This window comes from Pseudofrankia sp. DC12, assembly GCF_000966285.1.
Classification (GTDB): Bacteria; Actinomycetota; Actinomycetes; order Frankiales; family Frankiaceae; genus Pseudofrankia.
This window is the reverse complement of record NZ_KQ031391.1, coordinates 1,636,640-1,655,164: the sequence shown is the minus strand read 5'-3', so window position 1 is coordinate 1,655,164 and position 18,525 is coordinate 1,636,640. Positions and strand designations below refer to the sequence as shown.

At 71.7% G+C, this 18,525-nt stretch carries 13 protein-coding genes and 1 pseudogene; 7 read left to right on the top strand and 7 right to left on the bottom strand.

Annotated features, from left to right (window positions below):
- Positions 1 to 8 precede the first annotated feature (8 nt).
- A complete protein-coding gene (locus FRADC12_RS06720) occupies positions 9 to 1,889 on the top strand; it encodes a class I SAM-dependent methyltransferase (RefSeq protein ID WP_198152811.1) in 1,881 nt (626 codons plus the stop codon).
- A gap of 420 nt (positions 1,890 to 2,309) precedes the next feature.
- Positions 2,310 to 3,665, top strand: a complete 1,356-nt coding sequence (locus tag FRADC12_RS06715) for a type IV toxin-antitoxin system AbiEi family antitoxin domain-containing protein (RefSeq protein WP_198152810.1) — start codon at positions 2,310 to 2,312, stop codon at positions 3,663 to 3,665.
- Positions 3,666 to 3,786: 121 nt separating this feature from the next.
- Here FRADC12_RS06715 and FRADC12_RS06710 read toward each other — a convergent pair whose 3' ends face one another.
- Complete coding sequence (locus FRADC12_RS06710; RefSeq protein WP_052710736.1) at positions 3,787 to 4,398, bottom strand: HNH endonuclease; 612 nt, start codon at positions 4,396 to 4,398, stop codon at positions 3,787 to 3,789.
- Between the two features lie 167 nt (positions 4,399 to 4,565).
- On the opposite strand from FRADC12_RS06710, the gene FRADC12_RS06705 reads away from it, so the two are divergent.
- Entirely contained in the window at positions 4,566 to 5,336 is a 771-nt protein-coding gene (locus FRADC12_RS06705; protein ID WP_198152809.1) for a GNAT family N-acetyltransferase, read from the top strand.
- A 782-nt stretch (positions 5,337 to 6,118) separates the two neighbouring features.
- On the opposite strand, the gene gnd is transcribed toward FRADC12_RS06705, so the two are convergent.
- Entirely contained in the window at positions 6,119 to 7,138 is a 1,020-nt protein-coding gene (gnd, locus tag FRADC12_RS06695) for a phosphogluconate dehydrogenase (NAD(+)-dependent, decarboxylating) (RefSeq protein WP_045875991.1), read from the bottom strand.
- A gap of 257 nt (positions 7,139 to 7,395) precedes the next feature.
- On the opposite strand from gnd, the gene FRADC12_RS06690 reads away from it, so the two are divergent.
- From FRADC12_RS06690 to FRADC12_RS06680, 3 genes are all read left to right on the top strand, one after another.
- Positions 7,396 to 8,442: a dihydroxyacetone kinase subunit DhaK gene (locus FRADC12_RS06690; RefSeq protein WP_045875990.1), complete on the top strand. Its 1,047-nt coding sequence runs from the start codon at positions 7,396 to 7,398 to the stop codon at positions 8,440 to 8,442.
- Between the two features lie 107 nt (positions 8,443 to 8,549).
- On the top strand, positions 8,550 to 9,317 hold the full coding sequence (gene dhaL, locus FRADC12_RS06685; RefSeq protein ID WP_232303652.1) for a dihydroxyacetone kinase subunit DhaL: 768 nt from the start codon (positions 8,550 to 8,552) through the stop codon (positions 9,315 to 9,317).
- 171 nt (positions 9,318 to 9,488) lie between these two features.
- Entirely contained in the window at positions 9,489 to 11,078 is a 1,590-nt protein-coding gene (locus tag FRADC12_RS06680; RefSeq protein WP_045875989.1) for a serine/threonine-protein kinase, read from the top strand.
- 35 nt (positions 11,079 to 11,113) lie between these two features.
- Here FRADC12_RS06680 and FRADC12_RS06675 read toward each other — a convergent pair whose 3' ends face one another.
- Both FRADC12_RS06675 and FRADC12_RS06670 read right to left on the bottom strand, forming a co-directional pair.
- Positions 11,114 to 11,608, bottom strand: a complete 495-nt coding sequence (locus FRADC12_RS06675; protein WP_045875988.1) for an NUDIX hydrolase — start codon at positions 11,606 to 11,608, stop codon at positions 11,114 to 11,116.
- 170 nt (positions 11,609 to 11,778) lie between these two features.
- Positions 11,779 to 13,275, bottom strand: coding sequence for a dihydrolipoyl dehydrogenase family protein (locus tag FRADC12_RS06670; RefSeq protein ID WP_045879181.1), 1,497 nt, complete (start codon positions 13,273 to 13,275; stop codon positions 11,779 to 11,781).
- Between the two features lie 513 nt (positions 13,276 to 13,788).
- Here FRADC12_RS06670 and FRADC12_RS06665 point away from each other — a divergent pair.
- Entirely contained in the window at positions 13,789 to 14,964 is a 1,176-nt protein-coding gene (locus FRADC12_RS06665) for a transposase (protein ID WP_052710735.1), read from the top strand.
- Positions 14,965 to 14,976: 12 nt separating this feature from the next.
- Here the strand turns inward: FRADC12_RS06665 and FRADC12_RS06660 are convergent.
- The 3 genes and pseudogenes from FRADC12_RS06660 to FRADC12_RS32050 form a co-directional block, all read right to left on the bottom strand.
- A pseudogene (locus FRADC12_RS06660) lies at positions 14,977 to 15,408 on the bottom strand (IS256 family transposase); the annotation flags it as partial.
- Between the two features lie 281 nt (positions 15,409 to 15,689).
- The gene (locus tag FRADC12_RS06655) at positions 15,690 to 16,217 is read right to left on the bottom strand and encodes a hypothetical protein (RefSeq protein ID WP_157488732.1); all 528 of its coding nucleotides are present in this window, start codon (positions 16,215 to 16,217) and stop codon (positions 15,690 to 15,692) included.
- 2,031 nt (positions 16,218 to 18,248) lie between these two features.
- Positions 18,249 to 18,525, bottom strand: a 277-nt coding sequence (locus tag FRADC12_RS32050) for an IS66 family transposase (RefSeq protein ID WP_198152807.1), incomplete at its 5' end; no start/stop codon positions are given.

Genomic DNA, 18,525 nt, shown 5'->3' with positions numbered 1-18,525 from the left:
TCGTTGCCGTGGTGACCGTACTTTCCTGGGCGCCGATCTTTGTCGTGCTGGGGCTGATGGTCAACGGGATACGGCTGCGCGGCCGGCTGCGCCGGCTGGACACGCTGCCGGCGTCGGGCCGGCCGACCGACCCGGACCACCTGTTCATCTGCGCCGCCGGCGTCCAGCTGACCGAGGCCGCGAAGCGGTCCGCCAGCTACCACGCCAGCCGGGAGCGGCTCGACGTCCTCGACCTGATCCCGGCCGACCTCACGATCGAGCGTGCGCTGGACGTCGCCCGCATGGTCGACACCCGCACCTACCGCGCCAACCGGCTCGCCCCGGGCCGAGGCGCGTTCCAGGCGCTGCTGGTTCGGGCCGAGGCCGCGGATCGGGCCGGCGTCGAGGTGCGCGACGACTACACCCCGGTCGAGCTCGTCGAGGTCACCGAGAAGCTGAAGCGCCACGCGCCCGCGAGCACCGACCTCGCGGTGCTGCCCGGGCTGCGGGCCGCCCGCGACGACGGCGCGACCCGGGTGCGGGTTCAGCGGCGGTGCTGGTCGGCCGTCCGGCCGATGAACAACATCTACCCGACGCTGCGGGACATCGCGACGATCGTCGGGGTGCACCTGAACCGGCCGTGGGGCCTCGCCGCGACCGCGCTGTTCTGGTGCCAGCCCTTCTTCGTCTGTGCGGGGCGGGTTCCCGTCGCCCCCCGCGACCTGATCCGCAGCCCGATCGTGCGGATCACGGCCGGGGTGGAGTACTCGATCAGCACGGTCCGGGCCTGGCGGCGCCAGCAGCGCGCCGCCTCCGAGGCCAAGGCCGCCGGCCTGCCGGCCGACCCGGTCAAGGCGAAGACCAAGGCCGAGTCGGCGGCCCGCCGCGCCCGCTACCAGCGGGCCTTCGCCGACGGCCCGGAGATGTTCCTCGCCCGCCCGTGGCCGGACTGCCCCTGGTGCGGGTCGCCCGAGCTCCGGGTCCGGCTCGTCTCGCCCGATCTGGAGCTACGCAAGCCGGGACGCTTCCAGCTCGACGAGTGCCTCGTCTGCGGCCATCTGTTCCAGAACCCGCGGCTGACCCCGGCCGGCCGGGTGCTTTATGAACGAGACCGCCAGGACGGCATGAACGCGGCGAAGACCGAGGTCGCCGTCGCCGCCAAGGCCGCCCGGCTGCGGGCCCGGGCCGAGCTGGTGCGGCCGTTTCTGCGGCCGCGGGCCTGGCTGGACGTCGGCGCCGGGGTCGGCTCGTTCTGCAACGCGGCCCGTACGGTCTGGCCGCGGGCAGTGTTCGACGGGGTCGGGCCGGCGGAGTCCATCGGCGAGGCGCGGCGGCGCGGCTGGGTCGACCGGGCCTACCCGGCGAGCTTCGCTGACATCGCCGAGGCGGTGACCGGCCATTACGACGTGATCAGCATGTTCGGCTACCTGGAACGCAGCCGCGACCCGTCCGAGGATCTCGACGCGGCCGCCAAGGCGCTCGGCCCGGGCGGGCTCCTGGTCGCCGAGCTGCCGAACCCGGCCGGTCTCGGCGCCCGGCGGCTGGGCCGGTACTGGCCGGGCTGGGGGGTCCCTGGGGTGCGTCAGCTGATCCCGGTCGACAACCTGGTCGCGGCCCTCGAGGACCGGGGGATGCGGACCGTCCTGGTCCAGTTCGGTGCGGCGCACCAGCCCGGCGACCTGCTCGCCGCGGTGGGCCTGATGACCCAGGCGGTGGCGCCGAGCCCGACGCTGCCGTGGCTGCCCGGCTCGCCGTCGTCCCCGATCCGTTGGCTAGCCCGTGGGACGGTGCTGACCGCGTCGATCGTCCCGGCGGTGCTCGCCGGAACCGTCGGTGCCGCACTGACTTCGTATATGCGCCAAGGAGACCGCTCCAACACCTATCGTGTGGTGGCACGGATGGAAGGCTGACGTCCGACGCTGCCACCGATGGTGCCAGTGATTTGGTAGAGTATGCGTAGTTTGTCCCGAACTCATCCACAGTGGTGTGGTTGTGCATTGAATGTCTGATCTGCCGCGTTCATTGTGATTCCCATGAGATCGCAGCGCGCCCCACATGGTTCCGTGTCCCGGTCCGGCGCGACCCTCGTCGCCGACCTTAGCTCGTCCGGCCGGCCCGGGCCCGACGGGCTCAGACCCCTCGACGCCGGCTCGTCCAGCAGTACCGGCTCTTCCAACCGCCCCGGCTTCGCCGGCAGTGCTGCCCTGCCCGGCGGTACTGGCTTCGCCGGGAGCGCTGGCTCGCCCGGCGGTACGGCTCTGCCCGGCGGTACGGCTCTGCCCGGCGGTACGGCCCTGCCCGGCGGTACTGCCCTGCCCGCTGGTACTGACTTGTCCGGCGGTACTGGCTCGCCTCGGGATGCTGGCCTGCTCGGCGGCGGGGGCGCTGGCCTGTCCAGCCTCGGCGGCCTGGCGGTGGTGCCGCCGGCAGGTCCGCCGGTGCCTGCCGCGCGCGACGGCCAGCGGGCCGCGGCCGCCGGCGCCCAGCAGCCCGCGTGGCTCGCCCCCCAGCGCGACGGCGTCCTGACCATGAAAGAGGCCGTCGCCGCAGGCTTCTCCCGGACCGAGATCCGCCGACGGGTCGACGCCGGCCTGTGGCAGCTCTACTCCGGCGACGTCCTGGTCACCCAGGCCGGCCCGCTGACGCTGATCCAGCGCCTGTGGTGCGCCCTGGTGTCGATCGGTCCGGACGCGCTGCTCGGCGGTGCCTCGGCGGCGGCGCTCGGCGGTCTGCGCGGCTGCGGGGAGCCCTGGCTTACGGTCATCCTCGCCTCTGGCCGCCGGGTCACGCCTCGTCCCGGGGTGAAGCTGCGCGCCACCGCCCGGCTCGGCGAGGAGGACCTGCACCGGGACGGCTGGCCACCGCGCACCACGCTGCCGCGGTCACTGGTGGACATGGCCGAGTGGGCGCCCAGCCACGACGACGCCCGGACCCTGCTCGCCCTCGCAGTGGCCAGCGGGATCGTCGAGTCCGACGAGATCCGGGCGGCGCTGGCCCGGCGTGGCCCGATCGCGCGCCGCCAGATCATCGGCGACGTTCTCGACGACCTCGACGCCGGCGCCCCGTGGGTCCCCGACCTGCTGTACCGCCGACTGGAGGCGCGCCACGGCCTGCCGCCCGCCTTGCGCGGCCGGCCCGACTCCCGCCTTCCCGGGCGCCTCGACCTGCTCTACGAGGCCTGGCAGGTCCGGGTCGAGATCGGCGCCGTGTCGGCTCCCGGCATCCGCACCGCCACCGAAGCCCCGGCCCCCGCGGCCGGGCCTGTCAGCGCTCGCGGCCCCGGCGGGCTAGCCCCAGCGGCCGGCCCGTGGTCTCTGGCAGCCGACTCCCGGGGCTTCGACCGGCGCAACCGGCTCGTCCTGCGGGTGCCCCGGCATCTGCTCATGGAGGAACCGGACCGGGTCGGCACCGCCATCGCGACCACCCTGCGCCAACGAGGCTGGCCCGGTGTCCCTCGTGCCGCCCGCGGCCCAGGCGCCTTGCCGTTCGGCCAAGCCTTCGGCCCGGCGCTCGACCAGGCCTTCGGCCCCGCTGTAGGCCTGGCACTGGGCGGACCCGCGTTCGGCGGTGGTCCCGGCCTGTTCGGCGGTCCCAACGTCGCTGGGGGTGCGGTCGCGAGTGGGCTGCCCGATCAGTGCCCACCTCACCGGGCGACGGACCACGAGATCGACCTGGACGTCGACTGAGCCCCGGGTAGCGATCGAAGCCTGGTGGTCGCGGTACCAGCGCGAGATCGCGACCACCAGGCACGCGCCGCGGCGCGGGTCATGCCGGACGTGGGCCTTTCGGGGCCCGAGTCACGTCACATCAGGCGGCTCGGTCTCCGGTGGGCGCCCCGTCGGGTGGACGCCGATGGCGCATGAGGACGTAGAGCGAGTCGTCCCAGCTGAGGCGCCCGCCGTCTCGGGTGCGGATGGCGTCGGCCGCGACGTGCCCGGTAGCGTCGGCGAGCTGTTCGGCGAGGCCAGCCCCCGGGACTGCGCCTGGCCCTGGGGCGAGGCCGGTCTCCGGGCCGAGGCGCGGCGCCCGGATCAGGACGAATCCGTCGGGCATCACCGCCTCGATCATTCCGTTGACCCGGCGGCGCAGCCGAATCTTCTCGTCGTGGATCAGCGAGTGATGGCGGCTGCACAGCAGGGTCAGGTTTTCCAGATCCGTCATGCCCTCGTCGGCCAGCCACTCCCGCAGATGGTGGATCTGCAGCCAGCGGGTGTGGGCGCAGCCCGGGTATTGGCAGGTCCCCTGGTCGCGGGCGTGGACGGCGTCCCGCAGCCGTCGCGTCGGCATCCGGCGCCGGCGGCCCAGGGCCAGCGGGCTCCCACCCTCGTCCCGGACCAGGGCCCGAACCAGCGCGTCGCAGCCCAGCCGGGACAGCGCCGCGAGAGGTAGGCCGACCCCAGGCCCGCTGTCGCAGCGCAACAGCCTCTGGGCGAGCCGCGTGGCGGGGTCCGTCCCGCCGTGAGCGTTCGCACGCTGGGCGGCAGGGCCTACCGGATCGGCCGAGCCTGCGTCGCTCGTGCCTGGTGTAATGGGGTCGTCGCCGTCACCCCGGCCCTTACGCCGAGACCCTCGAGAGGCTCGGGATCATGGATACGCTCGCCGAATTGGACGCGGAGCGTCGGGCCTCCGGCGTGGCCGCCGGACGCGGCGGCGTGGTCCGCGAGTACGACGACCGTGCTACGGAATGCCGGATCGTCTACTCGCACCTCTCCCCGGACCTGGCCGACGACGTCATCCGTGAGGAAATGTCCTTGGCAGAGGAGCGCGCGTACACCCTGGAATGGAAGGTCTACGGGCACGACCGTCCAGTGGACCTCCCGCAGCGGCTGGTCGCCGCCGGGTTCGAGCCCGACGACCCCGAGCAGGTTCTCGTGATGGCGCTGACTGACGCCAACCTTGCGGCGTTCAGCACTCCGGCGGACCGCGAGCTGTACCGGGTGCCGGATGAGGCGGGACTCGCCGACTACGCCGAGATCGCCCGGGAGATCGGCCGTAAGAACCCGGAGCAGGAGCGAGAGCGGCTGGCGTACATCCTGCGCGAGGCCCCAGAAACGATGAGCGTCTATGTGGCATACGTCGGCGGGGAGCCCGTCGCGGGTGGGCGCATCCACTACCAGGCCGGCAGCGGCTCTGCCGAGCTGGCCGGCGGTCGGACCAAGACCGCGTACCGACGGCGGGGCCTGTTCAAGGCGATAGTCGGGGCCAGGTTGCAGGAGGCCCACACGCGGGGCCGCAAGCTGGTGTTCACTGACGCGCTACCCAGCTCCGAGCCCATTCTTGTCAAGCACGGGTTTTGGCCGCTTACCTCCACCCGGCCCTTCGTGTACGACCCCTGCGTCCTGACTCGGGAGCTCTGAACCCATGTCTGCCGACCGACCTGACGCCGGATCGTGTCCGCCCGCAGCCCATCGCGGGGATCCAGGAACGCCTCGCGTGCCGGCTGCCGATCGTGTTCCCCCGCACTCGGCGGATGACGTCGCAGAGATGATCTACGCGTTCCGCGATGCGGCGCGCTCGTCGTTCTGGGCGCGACAGCCTTCGAGGGAGTGATTTTCGCAGTGGGCAGTCGGCAGTGGGCAGTGGGCTGCCGGATCTGGCGGGCCGGTCGCGGTGGCCGTCCGGTGGGTGATCTTCGCGTACCGCGGCGCGGTCACCAGCGGGTTGTCGGGGGAGGCGGTGCAGGTCGCCGCGGGCAGCACGGGAGCTGCCGAGCTCGTTCAGCGGAACGCGGAGACCGTGTGCTGGGCGACCGTGAGGTGTCGGTCGCCTTCGGTGCGCCTACGACCGTTCCACGTGCGCGGGAGTGAGGCGCGGAGGTCACGGTCGACGTAGTCCCTCGGTCCCCGCGGGCGGCGCTCCGGGCGGGTGCCGGCCGACGAGCAGACGGGCGGCCGATGCGGTCCGAACGGCGACCGGTGCGGCGCGTGGTCGGCCGTGACTCGGTGACCTCCCAGCCCTTCAGTTCGACGAAGCATCCCGCGACGGCACGCCTCGGCGCAGCGCACCGCGGCAGCGCGGCACGTCGCGGCACAGCGTCAGGGAGATCGCCGTGGCGCGACGGCGGCACCTGCCAGTGCGTACCTGGCAGGTGCCGCCGGGCTCTGACGGGGATGGCCGCCTGCGCCCAGGGGGATCGGGCTCAGCTGGCCGGCTTCTCGCTGTGGCCGCCGAACTGCTTGCGCATGGCCGAGAGGATCTTGTCGGAGTAGAGCGACTCGCCGCGGGAGCTGAAGCGCTCGTAGAGGGAAGCCGTCAGCACGTGCGCGGGTACGCCTTCCTCGACGGCGGCGAGCACCGTCCAGCGGCCCTCGCCGGAGTCGGAGACCCGGCCGCCGAACTGGGCCAGCTCCGGGTCCTCGACCAGCGCCGCGGCGGTCAGGTCGAGCAGCCAGGACGCGACGACGCTGCCGCGCCGCCACACCTCGGTGATCGCCGGCACGTCGAGGTCGTACTGGTAGTACTCGGGGTGGGTGAGCGGGCTGGTCTCGGCGTCGTGCTCGCCGGCCAGGGCCTTGCCGATGTTCGCCTTGTTCAGCACGCCCAGGCCCTCGGCGAAGGCAGCCATCATGCCGTACTCGATGCCGTTGTGGACCATCTTCACGAAGTGGCCGGCGCCGGCCGGGCCGCAGTGCAGGTAGCCCTGCTCGGCCGGGACCGGGTCGCCGGAGCGGCCGGGAGTGCGCTCGGCGGTGCCGACGCCTGGGGCGATGGTCGCGAACAGCGGCTCCAGGTGCGCCACGACCTCCGGCTCGCCGCCGATCATCAGGCAGAAGCCGCGTTCCAGGCCGAAGACGCCGCCGGACGTGCCGACGTCGACGTAGTGGATGCCCTTGGGCCCGAGCGCCTTGGCCCGGTCGACGTCGTCGCGGTAGTAGGAGTTGCCGCCGTCGATGATGATGTCGCCCGGCTCGAGCAGGCCCGCGAGCCTGAGGACGGTGTCGCCGGTCAGCCCGGCCGGGACCATCACCCAGGCCGCCCGCGGGGTGGTCAGCGCCGCGGCGAACTCCTCCAGCGTGGTCGTGCCGGTGGCGCCCTCGGCCGCGAGCGCGGCGACGGCGTCCTTGTTGACGTCGTAGACGACGCACTCGTGCCCGGCCCGTTGCAGCCGGCGCACCAGGTTGGCGCCCATCCGGCCCAGGCCGATCATCCCCAGCTGCATCTTGGTCTCTCCGCTCGTCGCGCGTGTACCCACCCGAGTCCGCCGCCTACGGACCTACCACCACCGACGACCGGCTCCAAGCCGGTGCTGCCGTCGTGCTTGCCACAAACCGTGCCGGCCTCGGCACGTCCCGCACCACTGTGCCCCTCGGCCCGCAGGCCCCGCCAACCGGCCCCGCCGGAGGCGTTCGGTTCTTGATCCGGTGGGCTGAGCGGGTGTAGACCCCGGGCTATGAGAGCGCCGGAGTGTGGCCGACGATGACCGCGCAGGACTCGATCCCCGCCCAGCCAGGCGTCGAGGCGCCACGGCGGCAGTTCGTCAACGATCCCGACGCCATCGTCGAGGAGGCGCTGGAAGGTCTGGAAGCCGCCTATCCACGCCTGATCCGGTGGAATCGGGATCCCAGCTTCGTCGTCAGGGCCGAGCCCCCGCCCGCGGGGCGGGTGGCCGTCCTCTCCGGCGGCGGGTCCGGGCACGAGCCGCTGCACGTCGGGATGGTCGGCGCCGGGATGCTCGACGCCGCGGTCCCGGGCGCGGTGTTCGCGAGCCCCACCGCCGGGCAGATCCTGGCCGCCACCCAGGCCGTGTCGGAGGGGGCCGGGGTGGTGCACGTGGTGAAGAACTACACCGGCGACGTGCTGAACTTCGAGATCGCCGCCGAGGTCGCCTCCGATGACGGGATCGAGGTGCGCCAGGTGCTGGTCGACGACGACCTGGCGACGGCGTCCGCCACCGGCGACGGGCCGGGCCGGCGCGGAACCGCGGCGACGGTCGTCGTCGAGAAGATCGTCGGTGCCGCCGCCGCGGCCGGTGCCGATCTGGCCCGGGTCGCCGCGCTCGGGCAGCGCGTCGCGGCGACGTCGCGGTCGATGGCCGTCGCGCTCGCGGCCGGCGCCCATCCGGGTGACCCGCGGCCGTCGTTCGAGCTGCCGCGCGACGAGGTCGAGTTCGGCGTCGGGATCCACGGGGAGCGCGGGGTCGGCCGGCGGGCGTTCGCCTCGGCCGACGAACTGGCCGACCTGCTCGTCCGGCCGCTGGTCGCCGATCTCGCTATCGGCCGCGGCGACCGGGTCATCGCGATCACCAACGGCCTGGGGGCGACGACGAGCCTGGAGCTCGCGGTCATCCATCGGCGGGTCGCGAAGATCCTCGCGGCGGCCGGCATCACGATCGAACGGGCGCTCGTCGGCCCGTACGTCACGTCACTGGACATGGCCGGCGCCTCGGTGACGTTGACCAGGGCCGACGACGAGCTGGTCTCACTGTGGGACGCCCCGGTCCGCACGATCGCGCTGAGCTGGTGACCAGGCCGGCCGGGCGCCTGACCAGGGGAGTGGCGCGGTGCGGGCGGGGGGGCCGTGGGTGACAGGTGGGGCGGCGTGCCGGAGGGGGCGAAGTGGACGGAACAGCGGTGGACACCAACGAAGGCCGGGACCAGGGCGTGACGAGCGAGGCTGGCCCGGGCGCGGCAGCCGGTGGGCAGCCCGCCCACGCCGGAGCGGCACGGCCGGATGCCGGGCCGGATGCCGGGCCGGGCGGGCCGGGCGGTCCAGGCAGGCTGGGCGGCGGCCTGGACGTGGCGGGCGCGTGGGCCTGGGTGGAGGCGTTCCACCGGCGGTTCTCCGACGACGCGGCCGAGCTGGGCGAGCTGGACCGGCGTGCCGGCGACGGGGACTTCGGGACCAACATCCTGGCCGCGTTGCGGCGGGTCCGGGCCCGGCTGGAACAGGCGCGGCCGACGACGCCCGGCGCGGTCTTCCTCGGCGTGTCGCACGGGTTCCTGAACACCGGCGGCACGTCTGGCCCGCTTTTCGGGCTGTGGTTTCGGGGCATCGGCCGGGCCGCGGAGGGCTCGGTTCTCACGCTCGCCGAGCTCGCGGCCGGGGTCGAGGCCGGCACCGCGACGGTCCAGCGGCTCGGCAAGGCGCGTCCGGGCGACAAGACGATGGTCGACGCGATGGTGCCCGCCGCGGCCGCGCTCGCGGCCGCCGTCGCGGACGGGCTGGACCTACCGGCCGGCATCGCGCTCGCCGCCGAGGCCGCCCGGGACGGCGCCCTGGCCACCGAGCCGCTGCGCGCCCGCCGTGGCCGGGCCTCCTATGTCGGTGACGTCGCCCGCGGTGTCCTTGACCCGGGCGCCCTCACCGTGGCGCTGTTCTTCGACTCCGGCCGCGGCTAGCGCTTTCCCGGGGCTGCGGCGAAATGCCGAGCCGGGCGGCTGTCGGAGGACGGAGGTCGGCTTTGCGACCGGTCGTCCCGCCTCACGCGGCGCGTGGCATATTCAGCCGTGCGCGGTCGCTTCGCGCCGCCTGACCTTGTGAGTCCGCACTGCTGGGGGGCACCGCCGACGATGACCGAGACCGGTGTTCCCCTGCAGGAGAGGCGCCCGGGCGACCCGGAGATGCTGGGCCGCCACCGGGTCCTGGGCCGGCTCGGCGCTGGTGGCATGGGCGTCGTCTATCTCGCCGAAGGCCCCTTCGGGCGGGTGGCGGTGAAGCTCATCCGGGAGGACCTCGCCGACGACCCGGATTTCCGGCGCCGGTTCCAGCGTGAGGTACAGGCCTGTTTCCGGGTGGGGGGCACCCGGACGGCCCGCCTCGTCGACTTCGAGCTGGCCGCGGTTCGGCCCTGGCTCGCGACGGAGTTCGTCGACGCGCTCAACCTCGCCGAGCACGTGCGCGAGCATGGCCCGCTGAACGCCGACGAGCAGCTTCTGCTGGGCGCCGGGCTCGCGGAGGCATTGCTCTCGATTCATGCGACCGGCCTGATCCACCGTGACTTCAAACCGTCGAACGTGTTGTGGACGGCGCAGGGTCCAAAGGTCATTGATTTCGGTATCGCGGCGGCCGCTGACGCGGCCGGACTGACCTCGACCGGGCATTTCGTCGGCACGCCAGGCTGGCACTCGCCCGAGCAGGTATCCGGCCTGGAGGTCACCGGCGCGGCGGACGTCTTCGCCTGGGGCGGGCTGCTCTGCTACGCGGCGACCGGGAAGGCGCCGTTCGGCACGGGCACCCCGGAGCTGGTGCTGCACCGGGTCGCGGCGGCCGAGCCCGCCGTCGACCGTGAGCTGATCGCGCCGGCGCTGCGCGACGTGGTCGCGAGCGCGATGGCCCGCGACCCAGCCGCCCGGCCGACCGCCGCGGACCTTTACGCCACCCTGGTCGGCCCGGTGCCGAGCGATGTCAGTCTCCCAGTGACGCGGGTTCTGCAGACCAAGCCGGGGGACACTCCACCCGCCACCCCCGTGGCCATGGCGCCGACACCCCCGTGGTCGGCGACGGTCGCGGCGGGCCAGGCTGCGCCGCCGTCGGCGGCCAGGCCGCGCCGGTCGCGCAGGCTGATCGCGACGTTCGTTGTCGGCGGCGTGCTCCTGCTCGCGGCGGCGGGCACGCTCGTCGGCCTCCTGGCGACCCGCGACAGCGGGCAGACGCCGGCGAGCGCGGGCAGCTCGAGCGAGTTCACGGCCGACGCGCCGTGGCGGATCACGATCGACGACCAGATCACCGGCAACGACGACCAGGGCTGCACGGTGACCGTCCTGGACGGCGGGGGCGTCGAGCGCGGGAAGGTCGACGGGATCTACGGCCGCAAGACCTACCAGGTCTCCGTGACCGGTGTGTTCCACTGGACCGTCAACAACGACGAGTGCGCCGTGACCCCCGAGCAGGGCTCGGGCGACGTCCCGCTGCCCTTCGCGCAGCAGGCCTATTCGGGCGACACACAGTCCTTCCAGGCCCCGGGCCCGATCTCGGTCGATCCGATCGACTTCGGCGACGCCGACACCTGCGATCTGATGTTGCGCGCGGTCGACGGCCGGACGCTCGACTTCACCACGGCCCACAAGGGCGCCGGCCCGGTCACCCTGAACCCCGGCGCGCCGACCGAGGTCTACCTGGCCGAGCCCGGCTGCGGCATCAAGATCGCGGCGGCCGGGTAGCCGACGGCGCCGTCGGGTCTGGCAGCCGGGCCCGGTCAGGCCTGCTGAGCCTCGCCGGGCGGGTTCAGCAGCTCGAGCAGGCGGTCGAGGAACGTCACCTGGCCGGGGTGGAGCCTGGTCCGGGCGGTCGCCACGTCGAACCAGGCGACCCGGTCGATCTCGGGGAAGGACTGGACCTGGCCGGAGCCGCGCGGCCACTCCATCTCGAAGGTGTTGCTGACCGCCGTCGCGGGGTCGAACTCGCCGCGCAGCGCGTACGCCGTCACGATCTTTCCGGTGGACTGGCGGGCGTCGCCGAGGTCCAGCCAGGCACCGGCCGGCGGCGGCGCGCCGATCTCCTCGGTGAACTCCCGTGCGGCGGCGGCGCGCAGGTCCTCGCCCGGCTCGGTCAGGCCCTTCGGGATCGACCAGGCGCCGGCGTCCCGGCGCGCCCAGAACGGGCCGCCCAGATGCCCGATCAGCACCTCGGTCACGCCGTCGACGGTCCGGAAGAGCAGCAGGCCGGCACTTCTCGCCGGGTGCGACGGCATGCGGCACCACCTCTCGTCGAGCGCGGCCCAGCGCCGGTCCGTCCCACCGCCGGCGCCGGCTCCAACGGGTGTGGGCCGGGTTCGGCGACTCGACTTCCGAGCGTATGCCGCGAGGCCACCACGTCCGGGGCCGACAAGTGCCCGGCCGTCCCGGGATGGCCCGACCGGGCCTACAGGCCGTAGTTCTCCAGCAGTCGGAGCCAGACCTCGCTGACGGTGGGGAACGACGGGACGGCGTGCCAGAGCCGCTCCAGTGGCACCTCACCCACGATCGCCACCGTCGCCGAGTGCAGGAGCTCCTGGACGTCCTGGCCGGTGAAGGTGGCGCCGACGAGCACGCGGCGTTCCTCGTCGACGACCAGCTGGGAGGTGCCGACCAGGTTCACGCCCCGGACCGAGGAACCGGCGACCGAACTGGTGGGTACCGAGACCGCCCGGATCGGCAGGCCGGCCTCCCGGGCGGCCTGCTCGGTCAGCCCGACGGCCGCGACCTGCGGGTCGGTGAACGTGACGCGGGGGATGAGGCGCTCGCCCGCGACCTCGACGGGCACCGTCCCCGCCGCGTCCCGGCGGCCGGCGACGAGGTCGGCGACCAGCCGGCCCTGGTACTTGCCCATGTGGGTCAGCAGCGCCCGCCCGTTCACGTCGCCGATCGCGTACAGCCAGCCGTCGCCTTCGGAGCCGGGGGGCGGTGTCACGCCGAGGGCGCGCAGGCTGCTGTCGACGGTGACCGGCCGGCCGGGGGCCAGGCCGACGGTCTCCAGGCCAAGGTCCTCGGTCGCGGGCCGGCGTCCGACCGCGACCAGGATCTCGTCGGCCTCCAGCTCGTCGCCGCTGTCCAGGGTCACCACGACGGGCGGTCGCCGTCGCTCGCTGGACGACGCCGGCCCCGCCGCGGCGACGTCCCCGGCCCGCCGGACGGCGGTCACACGGCAGCCGGTGCGCACAGTAATGCCCTCGGCCTCGAACGCGGCGCCGACCTCGTCGCCGGCGAACGGCTCCTCACGCGCGAGCAGCCGGGGCTGTCCCTCAATGATGGTGACCTCGGCCGTGCCGAGCCTGCGGAACCCCTGGGCGAGCTCGGTTCCGACCGCCCCGCCGCCCAGCACCACCAGACGGCGCGGAACCGCGGTGGCCCCGGTGGCGCTTCGGTTGTCCCACGGCTGGACGTCGGCGAGGCCGGGAATCGGCGGCATGAAGGCCTTCGTCCCGGTCGCGAGCACGATGGCCTTGCGGGCCGCCAGCCGCCGGATCGTCCCGGTCGGCGCGTCCTCGTCCGGCTGGATGATCGCGTCGGCGGTGTCGACGTCCACCCGCAGCGGGCCGGCCAGCCGGCCGCGGCCGCGCACCAGCGTGACCCCGCGGTCCACCAGCCACGGCACCGCGCCCTCGTCCGAGTAGCCGCCTACCATCTCGTCCCGGCGGTCGAACGCGGCCGGGGTGTCGATCTCGCCGGTGACCGCGCTCGCCGCCCCGGGCACCCGGCGGGCCGCCGCGATCACGTCCCCTGGCCGCAGCAGCGTCTTGCTCGGGATGCACCCCCAGTACGAGCACTCGCCGCCTACCCGCTCGCGCTCGACCACGGCCACCGAAAGCCCGGCGTCGGCCATCCTCCCGGCCACCACCTCGCCGGCCGGACCGGCCCCGATGACGATCACGTCGAACATCTCGTCGGTGGGCGTGACAGCACCCTGCGGCGTCACGCCGTGCCGCTCAGGTCGAGGACATGCAACAGCGGCACAGTTCTCTCCTTCTCCGTCAAGTCCTGCCAGCCTCCGTCTTTCACCGGGGCAGGTGATATGCCGGGCTGACCTTGCCGGAACGTGATCGAGGTGCACCTGACCAGTAAGGATGCGATTTGTCTAGGACCGCGTCCGTGTGAGGTAGGTGCACCTCTTCCGTGCAGGCTACGCCAGGTGCCGGGTGGGCTGACCGGCTGGAGTTCGTCGGGGACGATGACCGGCTGGTCGCCTCCGTCGCTGCTCGGCGGGGAGGCGATCAGTGACTTCCAGGGGCTGCGCCACCTCGCCCCGGTAACCGGGCCGGTGGCCTCGAACGCCGACGGTGTGGCGGTTCCTGAACGAGGCCGACGAGGAGACACTCGGGCGGCTGGTGCGAGCCGTGTCCGCGTTCCGCCGCCGCTGGTGGGGGCTGCTGGCCGCCCGGCCCGAGGGTTTCCCGTGGCTGACGGTCGCCGGGAAGGAACTGACCGGGATCACGGTGGTCGACCTGGACGCCTCGCTGGTGTTGTCCCGGTCGCAGGACAAGGAGCAGGCGAAACCGCGACCTACAAGGGCGGGGTCGGGTTCTCCCCGAACCTGGCTACCTGCGACAACACCGACGACCTGCTCGTCGTCGACCCGCGGCCGGGCAACGCCACGTCCAACGACGCCGCCGACGACATCGCCACTCTGACCCGGGCGGTCGAGCGGATCCCGGGCGCCTACCGCCACCGGCTGCTGATCCGCCTCGACGGCGCGGGCTTCTCCCACGAACTACTCGGACACATAGCGTCCGGCGGCGGGAGGCGCGGCCGGCGCTGGGAGTTCTCCGTCGGCTGGCCCCGCACCGACCGGGAGCTGGCCGCGATCGCGAAACTCCCCGCGGCGGCGTGGACCCCGGCGATCGACCAGGCCGGTGACGTCGTCGAGAACGCCTACGTCGCCGAGCTGACCGGCCTGCTCGACCTGTCCGCCTGGACCGAGAAGATCCCCGGCCTGCGGATCCTGGTCCGTGACGAGCCGCTGCACCCGAAGTACCTGGCCCGCGCCACCGACCAGGAGAAACAGCAGGGCCGGCGTTACCAGCTGATCGCCCTCAACGCGAACGCCGGCCAGCTCGCCTGGCTCGATGCCCGCCACCGCTCCCACGTCCACGTCGAGAACGACGTCAAACAGGGCAAGGCGATCGGCCTGAACCGCTGGCCGTCGCGCCACTGGAGAATCAACAAGGCCTGGCCCCAGATCGTCCTACTCGCCGGCAACCTGCTCGCGGCCTACCGCTGGCTCGCCCTGGAACCCGGACACCTGCGCGACGCCTCCATCAAGCTCCTGCGTTTCCGCCTGTTCGACCTGCCCGCCCGGCTCACCCACGGCCAGCGGAAACGCCGGCTGCACCTACGCGCCGACTGGCCCTGGCTCGACACCGCCCTCGGCGCCTGGAACCGGGTCAGGGCCCTGCCCACCCCGACCTTGACCACCCACCCCCCGCCCCGACGAGCAGTGGAAGGACCCCCTCCGGGCCGTGGACCCGGCGCCACGACGCGACCGCCGTCATCCCACCCCGCCCACAGACAGGAAACCAAGATCACAAACCCTGGTCGCCGCTCACCCAGCGAAGCCCCGCCAACCCCGTGAACGATCGAGGCCGAGATGCGTCGCGAGCTCGGACACCTGCGACTTCGAAATGCCCGAAACGCCGAGTTGCTCGACGAGCTTGTCGACCCTGCGCGTTGAGACGCCCAGCAGATAGGAGGTAGCGACGACCGAGATCAGCGCCTGCTCGGCCCGCCGGCGCCGGGTCAGCAGCCAGTCCGGGAAATAGGTGCCCTCGCGCAGCTTCGGGACCCGCAACTCGACGGTGCCCGCCCGGGTATCCCACTCCCGGTTCCGGTAACCATTCCGACGATTCACCCGATCAGCCGAGATCTCCCCGTATTCCGCGCCGCACAGCGCGTCCGCCCCCGCGGACATCAGGGAATCCGCGAACCTTTTCACCAACGCGCCCAACAGATCCGGACTCGCCATCATCAGTTCCTTGCCGACCAGTTCCGCATCAGGCACAGTCGGTCGCACGGCCATCGCAGTGTTCCTCCATCTTCGAGATCTTTGAACGGTTCTCGAAGAGGATCACGCGGTGGCCGTCCCACTTCCCGGACCGCCACTCCAGAAGGTCACTGTTCGATCACAACCCGTACACCACGTCCGTGGATTCCACTACCCACACACTCGGCCCACTGCCGGTCCGCGGCCCTGTAGGAGGAAATCCCACGCCCGCGGCATCGACATCGGCCGGACTCCTAATCCTCGCACCAAGCTTCCTAGCGGCGTGTCAGAGTCTCCGTACAACCGGGGACGATTCACTACCGGCTGGCTGCAATCGGATGTGCGATGATGCCGCCTCCGTCGTCGAGGGGCTCTCCGGAACCGCCGCCAGCGAAGCTGACTAGGACACGCACGTCCTTCGCGCTGTCGACTTTCTGAGGGTCGAGCCGCAATACGCTGGTGAGCGGGCCGGTGCCATTCGGGTAATTTGGGTCCTTCCGGCAGCCTTTGACGCCGTCTTTGTGGAAAATAATTTGGACCGTATGCGGATCGATGACCTTCAGGGATTCGGGAATCCCGTGGCACATCGGATTCTCCCAGATCGCCACGTGGAGTTGGTCAGGCGCCTCAATCACGGCCACGGCCGCGCCGACATCCCCGACTACCCAACCACCGGTCGGCTCCTTGGCCCCCGCCGGCGGCCCATAATATGTTCGCTCCGCGATGCTGCGGGCGCCACAGCCGCTCAACGTCGCCGTGACCATGCCAATGGAGAACGCAATTAGCGCTATTTGCATGCCTCGCCGTCGCGCCGTAGGCAGGATGGCCTGAACACCGATGCTCATCCCCTTAGTCTCGCACCGCCGCCTAGGGCTGTCCAACGCCGCCAGCATCCCCAATGCGAACCCACGAGGCGCCTGTCAAACATCCCTCCGGTGCGGGCCGTGCCCGACCAAGCGCGGCGACAGGCCGTGTCGGATCAAGTCGAGCGGCGTCGTGCTGCGACACCACGGACGACGTGAACCCGCGAGTCTACCTCTCCCGGCGGTGGGCACCGTGCTGTACGGTGCGCCAGGGATCTGCGACCGCCGAGCGGCCTCAAGCAGCGACGGGCCGTTCACTCCGGTTTGGCCAGGTCACGCTGGCGGCGCGACCACACCAAGGCACCTGAACACGCAGCGCCCAGGGGCGGACTCGCATCGATCCGGCCGCGGTCTTGAGTCGGCTTGATATCGACAAGGACTTCTCTCGACGAACCGCTGGCAGGCGGCGCGAGGACACGGCGAGGTTCGAACGCGCTGGTCCCTTTCGTGTCGATGCATGCCACGCTGCGGAGGCTCGGGGCATCGTCGTCCCGTCCGCTCGGCTTGCTCTGCCAGAAGATGTCCCGACGCTCTACCTGTTCCGCTGAGAGCACGGTCGCCGACGGCGACGCGCTTCGTCTGTGGTTGGCCGATTCGCCCTCGGCGGGTGGCACACGCTTGGCGCGGGCTGCGGTGACCGCACCGGTCAGTCGACTGGTAGTGTCGCGACCTTGACCTGGCGAGGCGTCTTCCAGACGGCGGGTCTGTGCATCTCGTTGTGTAGAGGTCGTTTGTGCTCTCGGCCGCAGCGTTGTCGCGGACGTTGTCGACGTCGCGGACCGTCTTCGGTCAAGGCGATCAAGGAGCTCGCGCCGCCGTGCTGAACTGGACGAGCCAGTGGTTGCCCGCTCATACCTTCCGGCGTCCGGCGACGTGTGCTTGCCCTCGCCGAGGCGTCGGCTCTTCGTTGGTATCCGTAGGTGAGGGTCTGTGAGTCAACCGGGCCGCGTCGAGAAACCAAGCGATCACTGAGTGAACCCGCGGCCGGGTGCTGGAGCGGGGCCAACCGAGGTCGCCGCAGGCGCCCGCAGCCCCGCCGTGTCATCCGAGATGTACGCTGCGGGACCAGTCCGCAGGTCCCGGCGCACGCGCGCCACGGCATCCTCCCGTCGACGCCCGATCCTGGCGTCGTTGGGATTGCCCGATCCCGGCGTCGTTGGGATTGCCCTGCCGCCAGACGTCCATCCCCACAGAGAGATCGTTACCAATCGTAGCTGATCGGTGACTTGGCGAGGACACCGCTCCTGGCGGCCCTGGCAAGAGTCTAGGCAATTGGCTGTCACGCTCCGTGCAAGTTGCAAGGACACGACCGTCCAGCCAAGAAGGCCGATCGTTCCTGCTCAGCCGATACGAAGTCAGATCACGTAGACGCTCGGGATCTGCAGAAAAGGCGCACGCAGAGTAATTCATTGCGATAAGGACCGAATCGTGCCACGATTTGCCCGCGACACCGTTCAGCCGCTCCCGCTCGACAACATGTCAATCGCACCAAGGCTTTTGGATGACGCCAGGTGTCCGGCTGTGCACGGCGATGTGCCACGGCCATCTTCGGCGTACGATGATTCGACTTTCGGGTGCCGCTCCAATCAGTAGCGGCCAATGACTCGACTTAACTCCTGACGCCCGTTGCCGCCAGCATTGCCGGCCCGATGGTGGCGCGCCCTGCCGCGCCAGGGCCACTAGTCGATCTAAAGTATTCTTCGAAGTAACACCACCAGCGCTCCGTGAGTGCGCTCAGTCGCTGTGTCAATTCACAGGACGCCCCGGCGGAACCGATCAGCGAACCGCTATCCGTTTGGAAATCGTGCAGCAAGCAGAAGATGATCACGCAACCGCCCAGAAGTCGTGCGGTCGATGTTTCGCGCCTTCTCCCCGGGCAACCTGCCGCCCGTTTTCACAAAGAGCCTGCCGTATCCGCGCAGGGTTGCTGCACCGTGCAAAAACGGAGGATGTTAGTGGCACTAAAACGTTCGGTAACTAGTCAGGTGTTTCTTGGCTGACGGTTACTGGTTGTCACGCGGTGGCGGTGGGGGCTTGGGTGTTGGTGGGCAGCCAGGGGCGGCCCTCGGCGAGTTGGACGAGGGCGTCGAGCATGGCGAGGCCGTGTTTGGCGGTGGTCGAGAGGTAGCTGCGCAGTGCGCAGAACTGGCGGGCGCCGGTGAGGGAGCGCAGGCAGCCGGAGACCTTCTGTCTCAGCTTGACCATTCTGATGTCGCGCTCCGGCCCGTTGTTGTCTGGTGGGATGGCCAGGTTGTTCAGGAAGCGCAGGTAGTCGGCCTCGCGGTCGGCG